Here is an 18,717-nt window from a genome sequence, read left to right as displayed (position 1 = left end):
GGGCAAACCGAAAATGGTCATCCGCATCGCGCTCGCCCGAAAACTCCTGGTCATTCTCAATGCAAAAGCACGAGATGCGCGAAGAGAATTCGAACATGCAACTTGACAGCCCAGATAGTCGCTCATCTGCCCGCCGGCATCTTCTCCCCGCTGGGGAGAAGGGACTCGTGGGGGCGTCCCGCCCTTCCTGAAGGCATCGTTTATGGAAACGGGAGAAGCGGCTTGCTCCCCCTTCTCCCCAGCGGGGAGAAGATGCCCGCCAGGGCAGATGAGGGGGGTGAGGAGCGTCAGCGACGAACGCTTGAGCGGCAAGCGAAAGGCATATGGCAGGTAAAGCCAGAATCTCACCTACGACATGATCAACCCGCCATCGACATTGATCGTCTGGCCGGTGATGTAAGCGGCGTCGTCGCTGGCGAGGAAGGTGACCAGGCCGGCGACGTCTTCGCCGGAGCCGGCGCGTTTCATCGGGATGCCTTCGACCCATTCCTTCATTAACTCGCCGGGGGCGTAGTTGCCGAGCAGTTTGCCCCAGGCCTGGTCGTTATAGGCCCACATGTCGGTCTCGATGATGCCGGGGCAGAAGGCGTTGACGGTGATCTTTTCGGTGGCGACTTCCTTGGCGAGGCTCTGGGTGATGCCGACGACGCCCATTTTCGAGGCGGCATAATGCGGGGTGTAGATGAAGCCGTCGCGGGCCTGGCCGGAGGCGGTGTTGATGATGCGGCCGCCGCGCTTGTGCTTGCGCATTCTGGAAAGCGCCTCCTGGGCGCAGAGAAAAACGCCCTTGGTGTTGACGGCCATGACCTTGTCCCACTCGTTTTCGGTGAGGTCCTCGACGCGGGCGATGGTGATGACACCGGCATTCTGGATCGAAACGTCGACAGAGCCGAATTCCTTCTCGGCAGCATCGTAGAGGGCGATGACGCTCGCCTTGTCTGTGACGTCGCCGATGAAGGAGATCGCCTTGCCGCCTTCGGCCCGGATTTGCTCGGCAACGCCGTGGACCAGTTCCTCATTGGCGGAGACGACGAGATTGGCGCCTTCGCGGGCAAAGCGCCTGGCGATGGCCGCGCCAATGCCGCGGCTGCCCCCGGTAATGACGACAGTCTTTTGCTCAAAGCGTTTCATGTTCTTTCCTTCCCGGTACCGTGGATACATAGCGATCTAGGGCGCACGACCCAGCCCGCGACAATTTTTGGAGTTCAAGTGGCTGTCGAGATAATCTCGGCGAATTCCGAAGCCTTCAGCGACCCGTGGAGACCCGAACCCTCCGTCCGTTCCACGGCCGTTTCGATCAGCGTGAAGGGCGGGCAGACGACGATATCGCACGCCGCCTTACCCGTTATTCCCTTCAGCGCCTCGATCTCTGCCAGGGAGGAAGCGAGATCGTTTTCCCAGTTGCTGGCAATGCGCTTTTCGTATCACCAGCAGCAGAAACCGCCGTCGACGAGAAGATCGACGCCGGTCACGAAGCTTGCTGCATTCGACAGCAAGAACACCGCCGGGCCGACCATCTCGTCCACTGCTGCCATTCGCTGCATTGGCGTTTGCTCTTCGAAGAGCCTGGTCTGATGAACCATCTCCGGACGGGTGTTCATCGGCGTTGCCGTGTATCCGGGGGAGATGGTGTTGACGCGAATGCCGCGGTCGACCCATTCCATCGCCATAGACTTCGACATATGGATCACGCCCGCCTTGGAGGCGTTATAGTGCGCTTGGCTCAGCCCCCGGTTTACGATCACACCCGACATGGAAGCGATGTTGACGATGGAGCCGCGTCCATTCTTCAGCATGGCGCGCGCCTCGGCCTGGCAGGAAAGAAAGACGCCTTTCAGGTTGATATCCATCAACGTCTGATATTGGTCCTCCTCCATCTCCTCCGCTGCGTTGGCGTTAGCGATGCCTGCAGCGTTGACTGCAAGTGTCAATGCGCCGAGATCTGTTTCGGTACGTGCTATCGCCTCTCCAAGGGAAGACTTGCTCGTGACATCCGCTGCGATCTGGATCGAACGGCGGCCGGCGGCGTGAATATGTTCGGCCGTCCTGGCCAACCCGTCGTCGGTTCGACGGTCGAGCAGCGCCACGTCGGCGCCGCACTGTGCAAGGCCGATGGCAATGCGCTGCCCGATGCCGCTCCCAGCTCCGGTAACGATGGCAACCTGGCCGCTGAGATCGAAAAGCTTCGGGGCGTTCAGAGTGATGTCGGACACCGCTCTTCCTTTCTCTGTCTGTTCAGATGGTGGCTAGCTCCATGACCGAAACGTCATTCGCCTCGTCACGGTTGAGAATGCCTGCCTGTTTGCCTTGGGCAAGCACGAGAATGCGATTGGAAACTCCGAGAACTTCCTCGAGGTCCGAGCTTACGACGATGACCGCCACGCCCCGATTGGCAAGATTGACGATGATGTCGTAGATGCCCGCTCGGGCCCCGACGTCGATGCCTCTCGTCGGTTCGTCGAGTACGACGACCTTAGGATCGCGCATCAGCCATTTCGCGATGACGACCTTCTGCTGGTTGCCGCCGGACAGGTCCGAGGCATATTGCTCCGCACGGCCCTTTACGCCGAACTTGGCAACCGCCTTCTCCGCAAACGAGCGCTTGACGCTCGGGGTAATCCAACGCCCGCCCAGCTTGTCAAGATTGGCGTAGATAATGTTCTCGCCGATCCGGTGCCCGACAACCAGGCCTTGCTCCTTGCGGTCTTCCGGGACCATCACGATGCCCTTGGCGATCGCGTCCGCCGGATCGCGCAGCCTGAGTTCTTCGCCTTCCAGCTTGATCGAACCTGCACTGATCGGGTCCGCGCCTGAAATCGCGCGGACAAGTTCCGTGCGGCCCGCACCGACCAGTCCGGCGATTCCGAGAATTTCCCCGGCGCGCACATCGAAGGTAACGTCGCGGAATGAGTTGTCCGGCGAGCTCAGCCCCGACACCTGGAGTACGGGATGGTCTGTCGGCACCGGCAGCGTTGGGAACAAGCGGTCAAGCGGGCGTCCGACCATGCTCTCGACGATCGTTCGCACCGGTGTCGCGCTGTCGGAGAATTCCTGCACGCGCTCGCCATCGCGAAGAACGACGACCCGGTCGGTTATTCGCTTGATCTCTTCCATGCGGTGGGAAATGTAGACGATGCCGACACCCTCTGACCGAAGCTTTCTAACCTGTTCGAAAAGAGCTTCCGTCTCCGCGCCGCCAAGGGCCGCGGTCGGTTCGTCCAGGATCAGGAGCTTTGCATTGAGAGCCAACGCCTTGGCGATCTCGATGAGCTGTTGATTTGCGGTGGAAAGGCCGGCGACCTTCCGGGTGGCGGGTATGTGAAGGTTCAGGCGAGCGAGCTGTTCCTGAGCGCGGCGAACCATTTGGGCACGGTCGACGACGCCGTTCTTCATCGGCCAGCGCCCGATGAAGACGTTTTCCGCGATCGATAGCTGCGGCAGCAGCTGCAGCTCCTGATGGATGAGGACAAGGCCCTTGTCGATCGCCTCCCTCGGGGAGGCTGGGGCATAAGACTGCCCCAGCCAGGTCATTGATCCTTCGGACGGCGTGCGTGACCCGGCGATAATGCCGGATAGCGTCGACTTGCCGGCTCCGTTTTCACCGAGAAGTGCTACCACTTCGCCCGGATAAACGTCCAAGCTGACATTCTTCAGAACCTGGAGCGGCCCATACCACTTGGATATGCCCCTCAGGGAAAGAACTGGATCAGTCACGGCACACCTCCTCAAGACCTCGACTTCATTACGGATGGTTGGCGATGAAGCCTGCGACGTTTTCCTTGGTTGTCAGGGTGGCATCCAAAAGTTGGACCGGCGGCACCTTCTCTCCAGCAACAAGCTTGGCGGCGTTTTCAACCGCGTCGCGGCCCATCTTCTGCGTCTGCTGGGTCGCAGTTACGTTGAAGACGCCCTTGCTGAGCGCTTCGAGAGCTGCGGTGTCACCATCGAAGCCGCCAACCACGATCTTCTGGGAAGGATTGGCGACCTTGATCGCCTGTGCGGCGCCAAGGGCGAGGCCGTCGGCTTGGGCGAACACGATGGAAACGTCCGGATTTGCCTGCAGCATATTCTGCATGATCTGGAATCCTTCGTCCTGGCTCCAGATGTTCGAGAACTGCTCGGCGACAACCTTGACGTCCGGATATGACTTGAGAGATTCAGCGCAGCCCTTCGAACGATCGACTTCCGGCGTCGTGCCCTTCTGGCCGTGGATGATGACCATCTTCCCCTTGCCGCCGGCTTCCTTCAGGATGTAGTCGCACACCGCCTTGGCAGACGCGACGGAATCCGTTGCAAGGAAGGTATCGCCGGGTGCTCCCTCGGCGTTGCGGTCAACGTTCACGACCGGAATACCAGCGCTCTTTGCGAGTTTGACCGGAACGGTCGCAGCGGCCGCACCTGCCGGAATGTAGATCAGCGCGTCGATTTTCTGGGTCAGGAGGTCCTGGATCTGATTGACCTGTGTCGGCCCATCGCCCTTTGCGTCGACCGTGATGACTTCGATGCCGCGCTTCTTGGCTTCGGCTTCGACCGATTGCTTGATCTGGTTGAAGAAGTTTGCCTGAAGGTTGGCAACGGCCAAGCCGAGCTTCTTCAGTTCCGCTGCGTGTACGGGGCTGAGCGTGAGGCCGAGCAGTGCAGCAGACGCGAGCATGGTGCGCGCAATTTTCATTGTATTTCCTCCGTTGTTTGATGGAACCCTCGGGTATGTCCTCCCCCTCGGGGTATTGATCCGCCCCAAACCCTTGGCGCGGAATGTCCGGCCCGCCGACGCGGCGGACCCCGTTTCGTCAGGCGCGACGCCGACGAATAGTCTCCGCGCCGACCGCGAGTACGATGACGATGCCGATGATCACCTGCTGCAGGAACGGCGAGACGTTGAGAAGATTGAGGCCGTTGCGAAGGACGCCGATGATAAGAACACCGATCAATGTTCCCCCGATACCGCCCGCGCCGCCGGAGAGCGAAGTCCCGCCGATGACGACCGCAGCGATGGTGTCCAACTCATAGCCCAGACCACTGGACGGCTGGACTGAATCCAGCCTGGCGGCGAGTACGATGCCTGCGAGGCCCGCAAGGACTGAACTTACGACGTAGACGCCAATCGTGACGAGCGGGACGTTGATGCCCGCAAGGCGCGCGACTTCCGGATTTCCTCCTACCGCGTAGAGCATGCGACCTTCGGAGCGGAAGTGCAGGAAAAGCCACGCCGCAAGAACCACCGCAAGCATGAGAAACACGGTGGCGGTCAGCACGCCGAAATGGCGGTCGATTGCCAGCATCATGAACCAGTCGGGGAATCCGACGATCTGCTGGCCGTCCGTGATCATATTGGCGACGCCGCGAGCCGCGGACATCATCGCAAGAGTGGCAATAAAGGCCGGAACCCTGAACTGCGTCACGAGAAGTCCGACGATCAGCCCCGAAACCCCCGATGCGACCAGAGCAAAAGCGATCGCAACCGGCAGCGGCAGGCCGGCGACATTTGCAGTCCAGCCCATGACCATCATCGCAAGAGCGAGGGCCGAGCCGACGGAGAGGTCGATGCCGCCGATCAGAATGACAAAGGTCATTCCGACGGCCATGATGCCGAGGACCGTGATCTGATCGAGAATGTTGAGGCCGTTTCGAACCGAAAGAAACGTGTCGGTGCTGACGCTCAGAAAGACGCAAAGCGCGAGCAGCCCGACGAGCGGGCCGGTGGCTCCCTTGAGCTTGCTCAACCAGGCGCCGGACGAAAGCCCGTTTTCATTGATATCGAGCGCCACCATTGTTCCTCCCTATGCCCAGGCCGACAGCTAGTTCGTCTTTAGAATAAATATTCACTGATGCTGGAAAATTCATTAACAAGTTGCTTTCTGGCTGTCAACAGGATTTCTGGACTTCCATTCGCCGGTGTGCCGCTTAAAGGGCTTGACTAATCGGCTTCTTGTGCAAAAATATTGATGAATGAATATTTATGCATGAGAGGAACCCATGAATACGACAGAACTCGAGCGGGTCGCTCGCGAGATCCGATTGCGCGATCTCCAGGCGGTCTTCGAAGCGGGCGCCGGCCATATCGGTGGGGAAATGTCGGTCATCGACATTTTGACGGCCCTCTATTTTCGTGTGCTGAATGTATGGCCCGATCAGCCGAAGCACCCCGACCGCGACAGGTTCGTTCTTTCGAAGGGACATACGGCATGCGCTCTGTATGTGACGCTCGCAAAACGCGGCTTCATCCCGGAGGAGGAGATTTCGACCTTTTTGAAGCCGCATTCGAGGCTGAACGGGCATCCAAACTGCAACAAGGTTCCTGGCGTCGAAACCAATACCGGGCCGCTCGGCCACGGTCTTCCCGTCGCAGTCGGAATGGCGAAAGCCGCCAAGCTCTCGGGCGCTAGATATCACACCTATGTCGTCACCGGCGACGGTGAGATGCAGGAGGGCTCCAACTGGGAAGCGATCATGGCGGCCGCGCAGTTCAAGCTCGATAACTTGACGCTGGTCATCGACCACAACAGGTTCCAGCAGGGCGCCGCGCTTTCGGAAACCAACGATCTCGCCCCGCTTCGTCCGAAGCTTGAAGCTTTCGATTGGGAGGTCACCGAGATCAACGGGAACACGATGTGCGAAGTCGTTTCGGCCCTCGAACACCGGGGATCGAGACCGCATTGCATCGTTGCTCACACCAACAAGGGGCATGGAATCTCGTTCATGCAAGACCGAGTCGACTGGCACCACAAGGTACCGAGCAAGGAACAATACGACATCGCAGTGGCAGAATTGTCGGAGGCACTGGCATGAACGCGCCCATAAACGCAGCCAAGCTCTACGATTGCCGCGACGCATTCGCCTCCACGCTTGAACGGCTGGCAGCCGAAAACGAAACGATCGTTGCTGTCTGCAACGACTCCGTCGGTTCCTCCAAGCTCGGCGGCTTCAAGGCTAGGTTTGGAGAGCGCCTCGTCAATGTCGGTATCGCCGAGCAGAACATGGTGGGTGTTGCAGCAGGCCTCGCCAATGGCGGGCGCCTTCCGTTCGTGTGCGCCGCCGCGCCGTTTCTAACGGGACGGTCGCTGGAGCAGATCAAGGCGGATATTTCGTATTCGAATGCCAACGTCAAGCTGGTCGGCATTTCTTCCGGGATGGCATATGGCGAACTCGGTCCGACCCATCACTCGATCGAAGACTTCGCCTGGACGCGGGTTCTGCCCAATCTTCCGGTCATTGCGCCTTGTGACCGCATCGAAACAGCTGCTGCGGTCGAGTGGGCCGCGGCCTATAACGGGCCCTGTTTCCTGCGTCTGTCTCGCGTCGGTGTGCCGGATCTACTTCCGGAGGGTCACAAGTTCGAACTTGGCAAGGCAAACCTGCTTCGCCAGGGTTCCGACGTCACCCTTATCGCCAACGGCACTTTGACCCATCGAATTTTGAAGGCCGCTGAGATCCTCGCAGAACGCGGCATAAATGCCAGAGTGCTCAACCTAGCAACGGTTCGTCCGATCGACGAGGACGCCATCATCGCTGCGGCTAGGGAAACCGGAGCGATCGTCACGGCCGAAGAGCATTCGATCTTCGGCGGGCTCGGTTCCGCGGTCGCCGAAGTGGTGGTCGACAATGCTCCAGTGCCGATGAAACGTCTTGGCGTTCCCGGCGTCTACGCTCCAACCGGTTCGGCAGAGTTCCTGCTCGACGAATTCGGGATGGCGCCGTCGGCAATCGCCGACGCCGCACAGTCGCTGATCAGGCGCAAGTAATTAGGATCGCGTGGACCGGCCGGGGCGCATTTTCACCCCGGCTGCCGTCTGATCCGGGGAGGAAAGAATGCGGGCAATTCTGGCAATCGACCAGGGCACGACCAATTCAAAGGCCGTTCTCGTTTCCGAAAAGGGAGACATTGTCGGCAGGGGTTCGGCGCCGGTCGGCATCACCTATCCGAAACCAGGCTGGGTCGAACAGGACCCACGCCGGCTCTACGCATCCGTTTGCGAGGCGATCGACGCCTGCCTGAAGGCCACCCCCGACGTGGCTATCGCGGCCGTGGCGATTTCCAACCAGCGCGAGTCTGTCACTGCCTGGGACGCCGAAACGGGAGAGGCGCTTGGACCGGTGGTCAGCTGGCAGTGCCGTCGAACGGCACAGGATTGCGAACGTCTGATTGCCGAAGGCCGCCTTGACCGTGTGCAGACGCTGACAGGCCTGCCACTCGATCCGATGTTTCCGGGTTCGAAATTCCGATGGCTGCTCGACCGTATGCCGGCCGGGCGGTCGGTCCGGCTGGGAACAGTCGACAGCTGGCTGGTCCACTGCCTGACGGGCGGGCGCCGGCATGTCTGCGATGCTTCCAATGCCGCCAGGAGCCAGCTGTTCGATCTGAAGGAGCAGAGATGGAGCGAGGAACTCGGCGAGATTTTCGGCGTCGATATCGCGCTGCTGCCCGAGGTGCTCGACAGCTCTGCCGACTTCGGCAGGACGCAAGGCTTGCCAGGCGTGCCGGATGGAACGCCGATCATGGCCGCGATCGGAGACAGCCATGCGGCGCTGTTCGGTCATGGCGCCTTCAAGCCGGGTGATGGCAAGGTAACCTTTGGAACCGGCTCTTCCATCATGACGACGCTTGCGCGATTTATTCCGCCACGCAACGGCGTCACAACGACCGTCGCCTGGCGTCTCGGGGGAAAGCCGACTTTCGCTTTCGAAGGCAATATTCTCGTTTGCGCCGCCAGCCTGCCTTGGATGGCTGATATTCTCGGCCTTTCCGATGTGGCAGCCCTTGTCGAACTTGCGGCGAGCGCCGAACCCGGCGGACCGGGTTTCGTGCCCGCATTCGTGGGACTGGGCGCACCCTATTGGAACTCCGACGCCCGTGCCCTGTTTTCCCAGATCAATTTCAATACGACCCGTGCGCAAATGGCGCGGTCGGTCACCGATTCGATCGCCTTCCAGGTGCACGACGTGATCGCCGCCATGCGAGCACAAAGCGGCGGCGAACTCGGAGCGCTCTATGTCGATGGCGGCCCGAGCCAGAACCGTTTCCTGATGCAGTGTGTCTCCAACCTCATCGAACATCCCGTGATCCAATGCGAAGCACCCGAGGCGTCGGCTTTGGGGGCCGCCTATCTCGCAGGTCTCTCACTTGGTTTGTGGAGCGATCTTAATGTTATCGCAGAGCTGCCTCGGAGCTCGCAGATCATTGACCCGGAACCGGTGGATCGCGCGGTGCTTCTGGATACATGGAATGATGCACTTGCCCGCTCGACGTCACGCGATACAACCGCTAATGATGAATAAAAATTCACACTGGGATTAGCGATGACTCGCCTCAACGAACTGCGCCTCATATCAAGGGTCGCCCAGATGTACCACTTGGAGGGACGGCGACAGGCGGAGATCGCACAGCACCTTCGCCTGTCGCAGGCGACGGTGTCGCGCATGCTCAAGCGTGCCGAGGCTGAAGATATCGTGCGAACCAGCGTCACTCCCCCCGTCGGCACCTACAGCGAGCTTGAGCGCGCGCTTCGCGAGAAATATGATCTGCCGGAGGCGATCGTCGTGGAGTGCACGGAAGACCGGGACGGCGCCATCATGGCCCGTATCGGAGAGGCGGCGGCCCACCTCCTGGAGGTGACGCTTGCGCCGGGGGAGATCATCGGCGTTTCGAGTTGGAGCCAGACCATCTTCAAGATGGTGGAGAACATTCATCCGCAGAAGAGCGCTCAGGCGAAGTTCGTCGTCCAAACCCTTGGCGGCATGGGCGATCCTTCCGTACAGACGCATGCGACGCAGCTTACCACGCGGCTTGCCCGGCTGACCGGCGCTGAGCCGAAACTGCTTGCCGTGCAGGGCGTTACGACGTCCAGAGAGGCAAAACTTCTTATGCAGGCCGATCCGTACGTCCGGGAGACGATGGACCTGTTCGGCAGCATCACGCTGGCGATCGTCGGAATCGGAGCCGTCGAACCGTCCGAACTTCTCGCGCGGTCCGGCAACATCTTTTCATCGCGCGAACTGTCTGATCTCGCGGAAGCGGGAGCCGTCGGCGACATCTCGCTTCGCTTCTTCGACAAGAATGGCAAGCCGGTCAAGACGCCGCTGGACGACCGGGTCATTGGACTTCCGCTCGAGGAGCTTGAACGCGTGGACCGGGTGATTGCACTCGCCGGCGGGTCCAAAAAGACGGACGCTATCGCAGGCGCACTCCGCGTGGGGGTGATCGACATGCTTGTCACGGACAAGTTTACCGCGCAGCGATTGATCGACTGAGGCCGGCCGATTTTGGCTAAGCTCAATGAGCCTTCCCATCAACGATCACATGGTCGTGGTCCAGCGAGCATTTTTCCACCCGGGCCTCGACCTTATAAATCTCCCGCAGCATCTCGGCGGTGACGACGTCGCTTGGGGTGCCGCAGGCACGCATGCGGCCATTGGCGATGACGAGGACTTTGTCGGCGAAGCGGAGCGCCTGGTTGAGGTCGTGGATGGCGACCAGGACGATCATGCCTTTAGCACGGGCCCGGCGGCGCATGAAGTCGAGGACCTCGACCTGGCGGTGGAGGTCGAGCGCGCTTGTGGGCTCGTCCATCAGCATGATTTCGGGCTCACGCACTAGCGCCTGGGCGATCGAGACGAGCTGGCGCTGGCCGCCGGAGAGCGCGCCGAGATCGCGGAAGGCCAGGGCGCTGATATCGAGGGCTGCCATGATCTCGTCGATGAAGCGCAGGTCGCCGTCGCCGACGGCCCAGGACTCGCCCTGCTTGCGGGCGAGCAGAATGGATTCGTAGACGGTCAGCACGGCATTGGCCGAGGTATCCTGCGGCATGTAGCTGATGGCATTTTTCGTCTTCGAGCCTTCGACGACGACGTGACCCGGCCCCTTGAGCAGGCCGGTGATGCGCTTGAAGAGGGTGGATTTGCCGGCGGCGTTCGGGCCGATCACCGCAATCAACTCGCCCGATTTCATCACCGGCGTCGTGACGTCTTCGACGAAGAGGTTGCGGCCGTGATAGGCGCCGACCGACTGCAATTGAAGCGCTACCACGACCGGCTCCTGTTCGAGAGGATGAGCGAGAAGAAGAAGGGCACGCCGACCAGCGCGGTGATGATGCCGATCGGGAAGACGACGCCGGGGATGATCGACTTCGAGACGATCGAGGTCAGCGACAGGAGCAGCGCGCCGGAGAGGATCGAGCCCGGCAGGAAGAAGCGCTGATCCTCGCCGAGAATCATACGGGCGATATGCGGCCCGACGAGGCCGACGAAACCGATGGTGCCAACAAAGCTGACGGGTGCGGCGGCAAGCAGCGAGACAACCAGCATGGTTTCCAGCCGGATGCGGCGGACATTGACGCCGAAGCTTGCGGCCTTGTCCTCGCCGAGGCGGATCGCCGTCAGCGCCCAGGCGTTGCGGGCAAAGAGCGGCAGGGCCAGCAGCAGCACGGCAAGTGTCACCCAGATTTTCGGCCAGGTGGCCTTGGTGAGGCTGCCCATCGTCCAAAAGACGACTGCAGACAGCGCCTGTTCGGAGGCGAGATATTGCAGGAAGGCGAGAGCCGCGTTGAAGGTGAAGACCAGGGCGATGCCGAGCAGCACCACCGTCTGCACCGAGACGCCGCGGGCCTGCGAGACGAAATGGATAAAGAGCGTGGCGATCAGCGCCATGATGAAGGCATTGACGGGCACCAGCAGGCCGGCTGCCACAGGCAGAAGCGGAACGCTGGTGACGATTGCAAGCGCGGCGCCAAAGCTTGCCGCTGCCGAGATGCCGAGTGTGAAGGGGCTGGCGAGCGGATTGGCGAGGATCGTCTGCATCTGCGCGCCGGCGACCGAAAGCGAGGCGCCGACGACGATGGCCATGACGGCGACCGGCATGCGGATATTCCAGACGACGGCCCGCACCTGATCGGAAACGGAAGACGGGTCGAGGAGGGCGGCGACGACCTCACCGAGGCTGTAGCGGGCCGGGCCCCAGGCGAGATCGACGGCAAAGGACAGGCAGAGCGCCGCCGTCATGGCGGCCAGGATCAAAAGCTTGCGCCGGGCAAGGGCGCGGTAGCGCTCTCTCCCGGCTTCGGCTTCGATCGATATGGCGGCGACCTCGGCCATCGCGGGTTACTCAGCCGCCTTGGCGTCGACCCAGTAACCCGGCTGATAGGCGACCGGCAGGAATTTTTCGTGGAATTCCTTGAAGGTGGCATCCGGATCGAGATCGGCAAAGAGGTTCGGGTGGAACCACTTCGCCAGCTGCTGGACGGCGACGAACTGGTAGGGGCTGGTATAAAATTGGTGCCAGATCGCATGGACATTGCCGCCGGCGACCGCCTTGGAGCCGGTGAAGGCCGGGTTTTCCATCAGCGTGTTCAGCGCCTTGCGGCTGTCGCCGAAGGTGGAAGCGGCGTTCGGGCCGACATTGACAAAGTCCTTGGCATTCTTGGTCTGGCTCCAGTTGGAGCCGGTGACGACGACGACATCGGGATTGGAGGCGACGACCTGCTCGGCATTGATCGAGCCGGTATAACCGGGCAGGAAATCGGAGCCGAGATTGTGGCCGCCGGCCCAATCGACCATCAGGCCGAAATTATCGGGACCGAAGGTACCGCAGCACTCGACCAAGCCCGCGGCGCGATACATGAACACGTTCGGCTTCGGCGGATTGGCCGCTTTCAGCCTGTCGGTGACGCGTGCCATCTGCTCTTTCCAGAAGCTGGCGACGGCTTCGGCGCGGTCCTCATGGCCGAAGAGCTGGCCGAGGATCTTCAGGCTCGGTTCGGTGTTGGCGAGGATGTGCTCGCGAAAATCGATATAGACGATCTTGACGCCGATGCCGGCGAGCATCTCTTCGAGTTTCACCTCGTCCGCTGCCGTCTTGTTGCCGATCGGGAGCAGCAGCACATCCGGATGAAGCTTGACCACCGTCTCGGTCTGCAGCGTGCCGTCGGTGAGATTGCCGAGGAAGGGCAGGTCCTTGCCTTTGGGGAATTTTTCGACATAGGCGTTGAAGCCGTCCTTGTCGGTGGTCCAGAGGTCGTTGCGCCAGCCGACGATCTTGGCAAAGGGATCTTCCTTCTCGATCGGCGCGACGGCGTAGAGCATGCGGCCTTCGCCGAGGATCACCCGCTCGACCGGCTTGTCGAAGCTGACTTCGCGGCCAGCGACATCCTTGATGGTGAAGGACTGCGCCCAGGCCGATAGCGGCATCAGGCCGGCAATCGCAGCTGCGGAGACTGCGAGCATTTTCACGAAATTCATCTGGAAATTCCCCTGACGTCTGAATAATGTCCGCAGCCATAAGAAATATGACTTTGTGAATCAAGTTATATGTTTTAGAGCATTTCCAAACTGATGCACTGCCGGGGCACTCAAGGTGAATTCGATGAATACAAACTACTCGATCCGCGATGAAATCCGCGATTTCTGGTCGGAAAGGGCTGAAACCTTCGACCAGAGCGTCGGCCATGAAATCTTTTCGGAAGGCGAGCGGAAGGGCTGGCAGCGGCTGATCCGAAAACATCTCGGCGACGGGCAGGGGCGGGCAGCGCTCGATCTTGCCTGCGGCACCGCTGTCATTTCGCATCTGATGCATGATGTCGGCTTTGCGGTCACCGGGCTCGACTGGTCGGATGCGATGCTGGCGCAGGCACGCGCCAAGGCGAAGAAGCGCGGCACCGATATCCGCTTCGTTTCCGGCGACGCCGAAAACACGATGGAGCCACGGGGTAGCTACGACGTCATCACCAACCGGCATCTCATCTGGACGCTGGTGGACCCGGCGTCGGCCTTCGCAGAATGGTTCGCGGTGCTGAAGCCGGGCGGCAAGGTGCTGATCGTCGACGGCAACATGGGTCGGGAAACCTGGGTCAAGGGCCTGCAGAAGCTCTGGACGAAAATCTCCGGCAGGCCTGCGGCAAGCCACATGTCGCCGGAAATGATGGCGCGGCATCAGAAGATCCGCTCACGCGTGCATTTTTCCCATGAAATGCCGGCGGAAGCGGTGGTCGATCTTCTGCGCAAGGCCGGCTTCGTCGATATCGTCGTCGATCGCAAGCTTGGCGACATTCATTGGGCGCAGGCGCGCAAGATGCCATTTCTGCGCGGGCTTGAGCGTATGGTGCAGGAGCGGTTTGCGATTTGTGCGCGTAAGCCTGGGTGATGTGATCTCCCTTCTCCCCGGCGGAGAGAAGGTGGCCCGCAGGGTCGGATGAGGGGGCCGCACGGCATGCCGTTCATATTGCCCTTCGCTTCCGCTCAGTGCATTCGCGGCTTTGCCGCTCACCCCCTCATCTGCCTGCCGGCATCTTCTCCCCGCTGGGGAGAAGGGACATGCCGCACCGTATCCCGGCCCTTCGCATGGCTCAGGGCGTTCGGCCCTGCGATCGATTCACTGGATCGATCGCTCCCCGCTTCGCGGGAACCGGGCCTCACCCCCCCGTAACACTCATATGCCTGGCTACCGCCGGACGATTATGCGTGCGGTCGATGATGAAGTCGTGGCCCTTCGGTTTGCGGGTGATGGCCTCGTCGATGGCGGTGCGGAGGAGGGCGTCGTCTTCGCTGGCGCGCAGGGCGGCGCGTAGGTCGGCGGCGTCGTTCTGGCCGAGGCACATATAGAGCGTGCCAGTGCAGGTGAGGCGGACGCGGTTGCAGCTCTCGCAGAAATTATGGGTCATCGGGGTGATGAAGCCGAGGCGGCCGCCGGTTTCGGCGACCCTGACGTAACGCGCCGGGCCGCCGGTCTGGTAGTCGATGTCGGTCAGGGTGAACTGGTCTTCGAGATCGGCGCGCAGTTGCGAGAGCGGCAGGTATTGGTCGGTCCGGTCTTCTTCGATTTCGCCCATCGGCATGGTTTCGATGACGGTCAGGTCCATGCCGCGGCCATGGGCGAAGCGCAGGAGATCGGGCATCTCGGCGTCGTTGAAATCCTTCAGCGCCACGGCGTTGAGCTTGATCTTCAACCCGGCTTTCTCCGCCGCATCGACGCCTTCCATGACCTTGTCGAAATCGCCCCAGCGGGTGATCTTGCGGAATTTGTCGGGGTTGAGCGTGTCGAGTGAGACGTTGATGCGGCGCACGCCGCAATCATAAAGCTCTTCGGCATGGCGGGCCAGCTGCGATCCATTGGTCGTCAGCGTCAGCTCGTCGAGGCCGGAGCCGATCTTCTCACCGAGCTGGCGGACCAGATACATGATGTTCTTGCGCACCAGCGGCTCGCCGCCGGTCAGCCTGATCTTCGTCACGCCCTTGTCGATGAAGGCGGAACAGAGCCGGTCGAGCTCCTCCAGCGTCAACAGGTCCTTCTTCGGCAGGAAGGTCATATTTTCCGCCATGCAATAGGTGCAGCGGAAATCGCAGCGGTCGGTGACGGAGACGCGGAGATAGGTAACCGCCCGCCCGAAGGGGTCGATCATCGGATGTGCATTCGCCACCAACGGCGATGCGTTGCCTATCGTTCCTACTCTCGTATTCACCAATTCCTCCCCAACGGGATCTGAAGCACGCCAGACCGGATGCCGGCCTGTTTTCAAACGATATCTTTCTATTTGTGCATATGTGATTGCGCCGTCAAGGGAAACGGATTTCGCACACGTTAATTTGCTCTTGCCTCGAAAAAGGCGAACGCCTACTTCTCCAGGGGAAAGAGGGTGATAGAGATGAGCGATATCTGGCCGAGCGAACTCCGCGTTTCGAAAGATCGTCAGAGGCTGGCGATAACCTTCGACGACGGCCAGAGTTTCGACCTGTCGGCAGAGCTGTTGCGCGTGCTGTCGCCGTCTGCCGAGGTGCAGGGCCACGGGCCGGGGCAAAAGGTGACGGTGCCGGGCAAGCGCAATGTCGCGATCATCTCGATGATGCCGACCGGCAATTACGCCGTCCGGATCGGTTTCGACGACATGCATGACACTGGCATCTACACCTGGACCTATCTGCGCGAGCTCGGCCAACGAGGTGCTGAGCTGTTTTCGGCCTATGAGGACGAGCTCAGGGAAAAGGGCATGGACCGCGATACGGCGCAAAAGCCGCGCTGAAATAATGGGTATCGGGGGATACATGGCGAAGACGAACGGAAGGAACTGGCTGCGCGCCAAGGGCAGCGCCAGCGGCAGCAAGGTGACCTTCCTCGAACTGTTCTTCGATCTGGTCTTCGTCTTTTCGATCTCGCAGCTTTCGCATGCGCTCGCCGCCCATTATACGCCGCTCGGTGCCGCCGAGGCGGCGCTGATGACCTTTGCCGTCTGGTGGGTGTGGATATTCACCGCCTGGGTGACCAACTGGCTCGACCCCGACAAGACGCCGGTGCGCGGCATGCTGGTGGCGCTGATGATGCTCGGGCTGCTGCTGTCAGCTTCTATCCCCGAGGCCTTCGGCGACAAGGGGCTGCTGTTCGCCGGTGCCTATGTGGCGATGCAGGTCGGGCGCTCGCTGTTTACCACCTATGCGATGACACGCGTCGACCGCGCCAATACGCTGAATTTCATCCGCATCACCACCTGGCTCGTGGTCGCCGCCGTCTTCTGGATTGCCGGCGGGCTGCTCGATCACGAGGCGCGGCTGATCGCCTGGGTGATCGCGCTGGCAATCGAATATGCCGGTCCGGCCGCGGGCTTTGTCGTGCCTGGCCTCGGCCGCTCGACGGCGGGCGACTGGGACGTTTCCGGCGCCCATATGGCCGAGCGCTGCGCGCTCTTCGTCATAATCTGCCTCGGCGAAGCAATCCTGGTTTCCGGCCGCACCTTTTCCGAGCTGCCGTTTTCGGGATTGACCGGCATCGTCTTCGTCACCGGTTTCATCGGCACCGTCACCATGTGGTGGCTTTATTTCCGCTTCGGCCACGGGCGCGCCGCCCACCGCATCGAGCATGAGGCGACGCCGGGGGCCTTGGCGCGGCTCGCCTTCACCTATGGGCATATCCCGATCCTGGCCGGCATCATCGTCCATGCGGTGGCAGTCGAATTCATGTTCTCGCATCCGCACGAGACCGGCGATCTCGGCATCACTGCGGCGGTGCTCGGCGGCTCCGGCCTGTTCCTGATCGGCAATCTCTGGTTCAAGGGGGCCACCAGCGGGCAGCTGCCGCTGTCGCATCTGGCCGGCCTGGTGTTGCTGATCCTGCTGGCCTTCGCTGCACCCTTCATCGAGATCTATCTGATGGGCATTCTGGCGACGCTGGTGCTGATTATCGTCGCCGCCTGGGAATACCGCTCGCTGACCGGCACGGCGGCAGCGCCGACGCTGCATTGACCATCAATCCTCGTCGCTGAGATCGCTGAGAAGCACGGTGATGATGCGCTCCATCGAGGTGGTGGTCGCCATGCATTGCTCGATCGGCTCTTGCGAAAGCGAGCGTTCGATCAGATCGGTCTGGATCACCATCGCCGCCTCGGTCAACGTGCGGCCCTCCGGTGTGAGATAGAGGCGCAGCACGCGTTTGTCGCGCGCATCGCCGCGTCGTTCGATCAAGCCGCGCTTTTCCATCTGTGGCAGGAGCATGCTCATGTTGGAGCGGCCGACCAGCAGCTTGCGGGCCAGCTCCTGCTGCGAGATGGCTTCGAAACGATAGAGATTGACCAGGATGTCGAGGTGCGGCGGCTTGATGTCGAGATTGGCCAGCGAGCGGGTCAGCGATTGCTGCATCAGCTGGCAGGCGCGCGCCACCGCGATCCAGCTGCGAAAACGCGGATGATCCCAGGGAAGGGATTGATTTTTGTTCATCGTTGTACTTTATTGTTCAGTGTTGAACAGTCTTTTGGATTCTCACTATGGCAAATTTTGCGCGCAAGGTCACCCGCCTCGGGTTCTCCCTGCTACAGGCGGTTTCGCCGGATCTGGCGGGCAGGGCGGCGTTCCTGCTGTTCTGCAGGACGCCGTCGCCGCGGCCGAAGGGAGCAAAAGCCAAGGCGGCGCATGCGGCGGGCGCGGCCCGGCTTGACGGCGCCGAACGTTTCACCCTCAGACTTGCCGGCGGGGCGAAAACGCATGCCTATCGGCTGAACGGCGGGGCGAGAGGAAGACGCAAGCGCTATCTGGTGACGCATGGCTGGGGCTCGAGCACCGAATACATGGCCGAGCTCGTTTCGATGCTTTCGGCAACGGGCGCGGAGGTGGTGGCCCTCGATTTTCCCGGCCACGGACGTGCCAGCCGGCGCTTCCTGCACATGGGGCTTGCGGTCAAGGCGATTGCCGCGATCGAGGCACGCTTCGGCGCCTTCGATGCGGTCATCGGCCATTCCTTCGGCGGCGCGGCGCTGGTGGTATCGGTGGCGGGTCTGCTGCCCGATGTCGCTCCTGTCACGGCTGAGCGGCTGGTGCTGATCGGTGCGCCAAGCGAAATGGCCTGGCTGTTTACCGATTTCGGCCGGATGATCGGCCTTCGCCCGGCCGCGCAAGCGGCGCTGGAGAATGAGGTTCGTCACGTCACCGGACGGAGACTTGAGGATTTCGATGCTGGCGATGCGGCGAGTGCGATCGGCCGGCCGGTGCTCGTCATCCATGCCGAGGACGACAAGGAAGTGCCGCCAGCCCATGCCAAGCGCTATCAGGCAGCCGGCGAGGGCGTCCGGCTGTTCTGGGCGAACGGTTTCGGGCACCGGCGCATCCTCGCCGCCGCTCCGGTTCTTGCCGCAATCGCTGCGTTTCTCGGAGCTGTCCAAGGCGAGGAGGACATGGCCGACGAAGGCATCAAAAACGCTGCTGAGATCATTCCGTTTTTTGAGCTTCCGGTAAAGCGCGCGGCATTGTAGC

18 protein-coding genes and 1 pseudogene are annotated in these 18,717 nt (G+C 61.3%); 9 read left to right on the top strand and 10 right to left on the bottom strand.

The features are described 5' to 3' along the window. A pseudogene (locus HJB82_RS30820) lies at window positions 1-106 on the top strand (IS110 family transposase); the annotation flags it as partial. 242 nt (window positions 107-348) lie between these two features. Here HJB82_RS30820 and HJB82_RS30815 read toward each other — a convergent pair. The 5 genes from HJB82_RS30815 to HJB82_RS30795 form a co-directional block, all read right to left on the bottom strand. Continuing rightward, a complete protein-coding gene (locus tag HJB82_RS30815; protein WP_207580723.1) occupies window positions 349-1,131 on the bottom strand; it encodes a glucose 1-dehydrogenase in 783 nt (260 codons plus the stop codon). Between the two features lie 293 nt (window positions 1,132-1,424). Beyond that, window positions 1,425-2,213, bottom strand: coding sequence for an SDR family oxidoreductase (locus HJB82_RS30810; RefSeq protein ID WP_207580722.1), 789 nt, complete (start codon window positions 2,211-2,213; stop codon window positions 1,425-1,427). A gap of 22 nt (window positions 2,214-2,235) precedes the next feature. After that, window positions 2,236-3,714, bottom strand: coding sequence for a sugar ABC transporter ATP-binding protein (locus tag HJB82_RS30805; RefSeq protein ID WP_221142336.1), 1,479 nt, complete (start codon window positions 3,712-3,714; stop codon window positions 2,236-2,238). A 28-nt stretch (window positions 3,715-3,742) separates the two neighbouring features. Continuing rightward, window positions 3,743-4,672 (bottom strand): sugar ABC transporter substrate-binding protein, encoded by a 930-nt coding sequence (locus HJB82_RS30800; RefSeq protein ID WP_207580720.1) that lies wholly within the window; start codon window positions 4,670-4,672, stop codon window positions 3,743-3,745. Between the two features lie 118 nt (window positions 4,673-4,790). Beyond that, entirely contained in the window at window positions 4,791-5,771 is a 981-nt protein-coding gene (locus tag HJB82_RS30795; protein ID WP_207580719.1) for an ABC transporter permease, read from the bottom strand. A 205-nt stretch (window positions 5,772-5,976) separates the two neighbouring features. On the opposite strand from HJB82_RS30795, the gene HJB82_RS30790 reads away from it, so the two are divergent. The 4 genes from HJB82_RS30790 to HJB82_RS30775 all read left to right on the top strand — a co-directional run bounded on the left by HJB82_RS30790 (window position 5,977) and on the right by HJB82_RS30775 (window position 10,248). After that, a complete protein-coding gene (locus tag HJB82_RS30790) occupies window positions 5,977-6,789 on the top strand; it encodes a transketolase (RefSeq protein WP_207580718.1) in 813 nt (270 codons plus the stop codon). Continuing rightward, window positions 6,786-7,742, top strand: a complete 957-nt coding sequence (locus HJB82_RS30785; RefSeq protein WP_207580717.1) for a transketolase family protein — start codon at window positions 6,786-6,788, stop codon at window positions 7,740-7,742. Before HJB82_RS30790 ends, HJB82_RS30785 begins: the two co-directional genes overlap by 4 nt. A gap of 67 nt (window positions 7,743-7,809) precedes the next feature. After that, a complete protein-coding gene (locus HJB82_RS30780; RefSeq protein WP_207580716.1) occupies window positions 7,810-9,276 on the top strand; it encodes an FGGY family carbohydrate kinase in 1,467 nt (488 codons plus the stop codon). Between the two features lie 21 nt (window positions 9,277-9,297). Then, entirely contained in the window at window positions 9,298-10,248 is a 951-nt protein-coding gene (locus HJB82_RS30775; RefSeq protein ID WP_207580715.1) for a sugar-binding transcriptional regulator, read from the top strand. Between the two features lie 22 nt (window positions 10,249-10,270). On the opposite strand, the gene HJB82_RS30770 is transcribed toward HJB82_RS30775, so the two are convergent. The 3 genes from HJB82_RS30770 to HJB82_RS30760 are packed head-to-tail and all read right to left on the bottom strand — an operon-like array spanning window position 10,271 to window position 13,230. After that, the gene (locus HJB82_RS30770; RefSeq protein WP_207580714.1) at window positions 10,271-11,023 is read right to left on the bottom strand and encodes an ABC transporter ATP-binding protein; all 753 of its coding nucleotides are present in this window, start codon (window positions 11,021-11,023) and stop codon (window positions 10,271-10,273) included. Beyond that, window positions 11,017-12,087, bottom strand: coding sequence for an iron ABC transporter permease (locus HJB82_RS30765; protein ID WP_221142335.1), 1,071 nt, complete (start codon window positions 12,085-12,087; stop codon window positions 11,017-11,019). Before HJB82_RS30765 ends, HJB82_RS30770 begins: the two co-directional genes overlap by 7 nt. Window positions 12,088-12,093: 6 nt before the next feature. Next, on the bottom strand, window positions 12,094-13,230 hold the full coding sequence (locus HJB82_RS30760; protein WP_207580712.1) for an ABC transporter substrate-binding protein: 1,137 nt from the start codon (window positions 13,228-13,230) through the stop codon (window positions 12,094-12,096). Window positions 13,231-13,354: 124 nt separating this feature from the next. Between HJB82_RS30760 and HJB82_RS30755 the strand changes: the two genes are divergently transcribed. Continuing rightward, window positions 13,355-14,131, top strand: a complete 777-nt coding sequence (locus HJB82_RS30755; RefSeq protein ID WP_221117135.1) for a class I SAM-dependent methyltransferase — start codon at window positions 13,355-13,357, stop codon at window positions 14,129-14,131. 268 nt (window positions 14,132-14,399) lie between these two features. Here the strand turns inward: HJB82_RS30755 and moaA are convergent, their stop codons facing one another. Continuing rightward, window positions 14,400-15,446 carry a GTP 3',8-cyclase MoaA gene (gene moaA, locus HJB82_RS30750; RefSeq protein ID WP_221142334.1) on the bottom strand — a complete coding sequence of 349 codons (1,047 nt, stop codon included), beginning with the start codon at window positions 15,444-15,446 and terminating at the stop codon, window positions 14,400-14,402. Between the two features lie 183 nt (window positions 15,447-15,629). Between moaA and HJB82_RS30745 the strand changes: the two genes are divergently transcribed. Next, the gene (locus HJB82_RS30745; protein WP_221142333.1) at window positions 15,630-16,004 is read left to right on the top strand and encodes a gamma-butyrobetaine hydroxylase-like domain-containing protein; all 375 of its coding nucleotides are present in this window, start codon (window positions 15,630-15,632) and stop codon (window positions 16,002-16,004) included. Between the two features lie 22 nt (window positions 16,005-16,026). Further along, complete coding sequence (locus HJB82_RS30740; RefSeq protein ID WP_221142332.1) at window positions 16,027-17,217, top strand: low temperature requirement protein A; 1,191 nt, start codon at window positions 16,027-16,029, stop codon at window positions 17,215-17,217. 3 nt (window positions 17,218-17,220) lie between these two features. On the opposite strand, the gene HJB82_RS30735 is transcribed toward HJB82_RS30740, so the two are convergent. Then, the gene (locus HJB82_RS30735; protein ID WP_221117131.1) at window positions 17,221-17,688 is read right to left on the bottom strand and encodes a MarR family winged helix-turn-helix transcriptional regulator; all 468 of its coding nucleotides are present in this window, start codon (window positions 17,686-17,688) and stop codon (window positions 17,221-17,223) included. Window positions 17,689-17,735: 47 nt separating this feature from the next. Between HJB82_RS30735 and HJB82_RS30730 the strand changes: the two genes are divergently transcribed. Continuing rightward, complete coding sequence (locus tag HJB82_RS30730; protein WP_207580706.1) at window positions 17,736-18,716, top strand: alpha/beta hydrolase; 981 nt, start codon at window positions 17,736-17,738, stop codon at window positions 18,714-18,716. The last annotated feature ends 1 nt before the right edge of the window (window position 18,717 follow it).

The organism is Rhizobium sp. NZLR10, assembly GCF_019685125.1.
Classification (GTDB): domain Bacteria; phylum Pseudomonadota; class Alphaproteobacteria; order Rhizobiales; family Rhizobiaceae; genus Rhizobium.
Note: the sequence above shows the minus strand (reverse complement) of the source record. Positions and strands in the feature narration are given on the sequence as shown.

Excerpts from the sequence above, each read along its gene's own strand:
- HJB82_RS30815 (WP_207580723.1), bottom strand. The coding sequence starts at position 1,131 with ATGAAACGCTTTGAGCAAAAGACTGTCGTCATTACCGGGGGCAGCCGC.
- HJB82_RS30800 (WP_207580720.1), bottom strand. The coding sequence starts at position 4,672 with ATGAAAATTGCGCGCACCATGCTCGCGTCTGCTGCACTGCTCGGCCTC.
- HJB82_RS30795 (WP_207580719.1), bottom strand. The coding sequence starts at position 5,771 with ATGGTGGCGCTCGATATCAATGAAAACGGGCTTTCGTCCGGCGCCTGG.
- HJB82_RS30790 (WP_207580718.1), top strand. The coding sequence starts at position 5,977 with ATGAATACGACAGAACTCGAGCGGGTCGCTCGCGAGATCCGATTGCGC.
- HJB82_RS30785 (WP_207580717.1), top strand. The coding sequence starts at position 6,786 with ATGAACGCGCCCATAAACGCAGCCAAGCTCTACGATTGCCGCGACGCA.
- HJB82_RS30780 (WP_207580716.1), top strand. The coding sequence starts at position 7,810 with ATGCGGGCAATTCTGGCAATCGACCAGGGCACGACCAATTCAAAGGCC.
- HJB82_RS30775 (WP_207580715.1), top strand. The coding sequence starts at position 9,298 with ATGACTCGCCTCAACGAACTGCGCCTCATATCAAGGGTCGCCCAGATG.
- HJB82_RS30765 (WP_221142335.1), bottom strand. The coding sequence starts at position 12,087 with ATGGCCGAGGTCGCCGCCATATCGATCGAAGCCGAAGCCGGGAGAGAG.
- HJB82_RS30760 (WP_207580712.1), bottom strand. The coding sequence starts at position 13,230 with ATGAATTTCGTGAAAATGCTCGCAGTCTCCGCAGCTGCGATTGCCGGC.
- HJB82_RS30755 (WP_221117135.1), top strand. The coding sequence starts at position 13,355 with ATGAATACAAACTACTCGATCCGCGATGAAATCCGCGATTTCTGGTCG.
- HJB82_RS30745 (WP_221142333.1), top strand. The coding sequence starts at position 15,630 with ATGAGCGATATCTGGCCGAGCGAACTCCGCGTTTCGAAAGATCGTCAG.
- HJB82_RS30740 (WP_221142332.1), top strand. The coding sequence starts at position 16,027 with ATGGCGAAGACGAACGGAAGGAACTGGCTGCGCGCCAAGGGCAGCGCC.
- HJB82_RS30735 (WP_221117131.1), bottom strand. The coding sequence starts at position 17,688 with ATGAACAAAAATCAATCCCTTCCCTGGGATCATCCGCGTTTTCGCAGC.
- HJB82_RS30730 (WP_207580706.1), top strand. The coding sequence starts at position 17,736 with ATGGCAAATTTTGCGCGCAAGGTCACCCGCCTCGGGTTCTCCCTGCTA.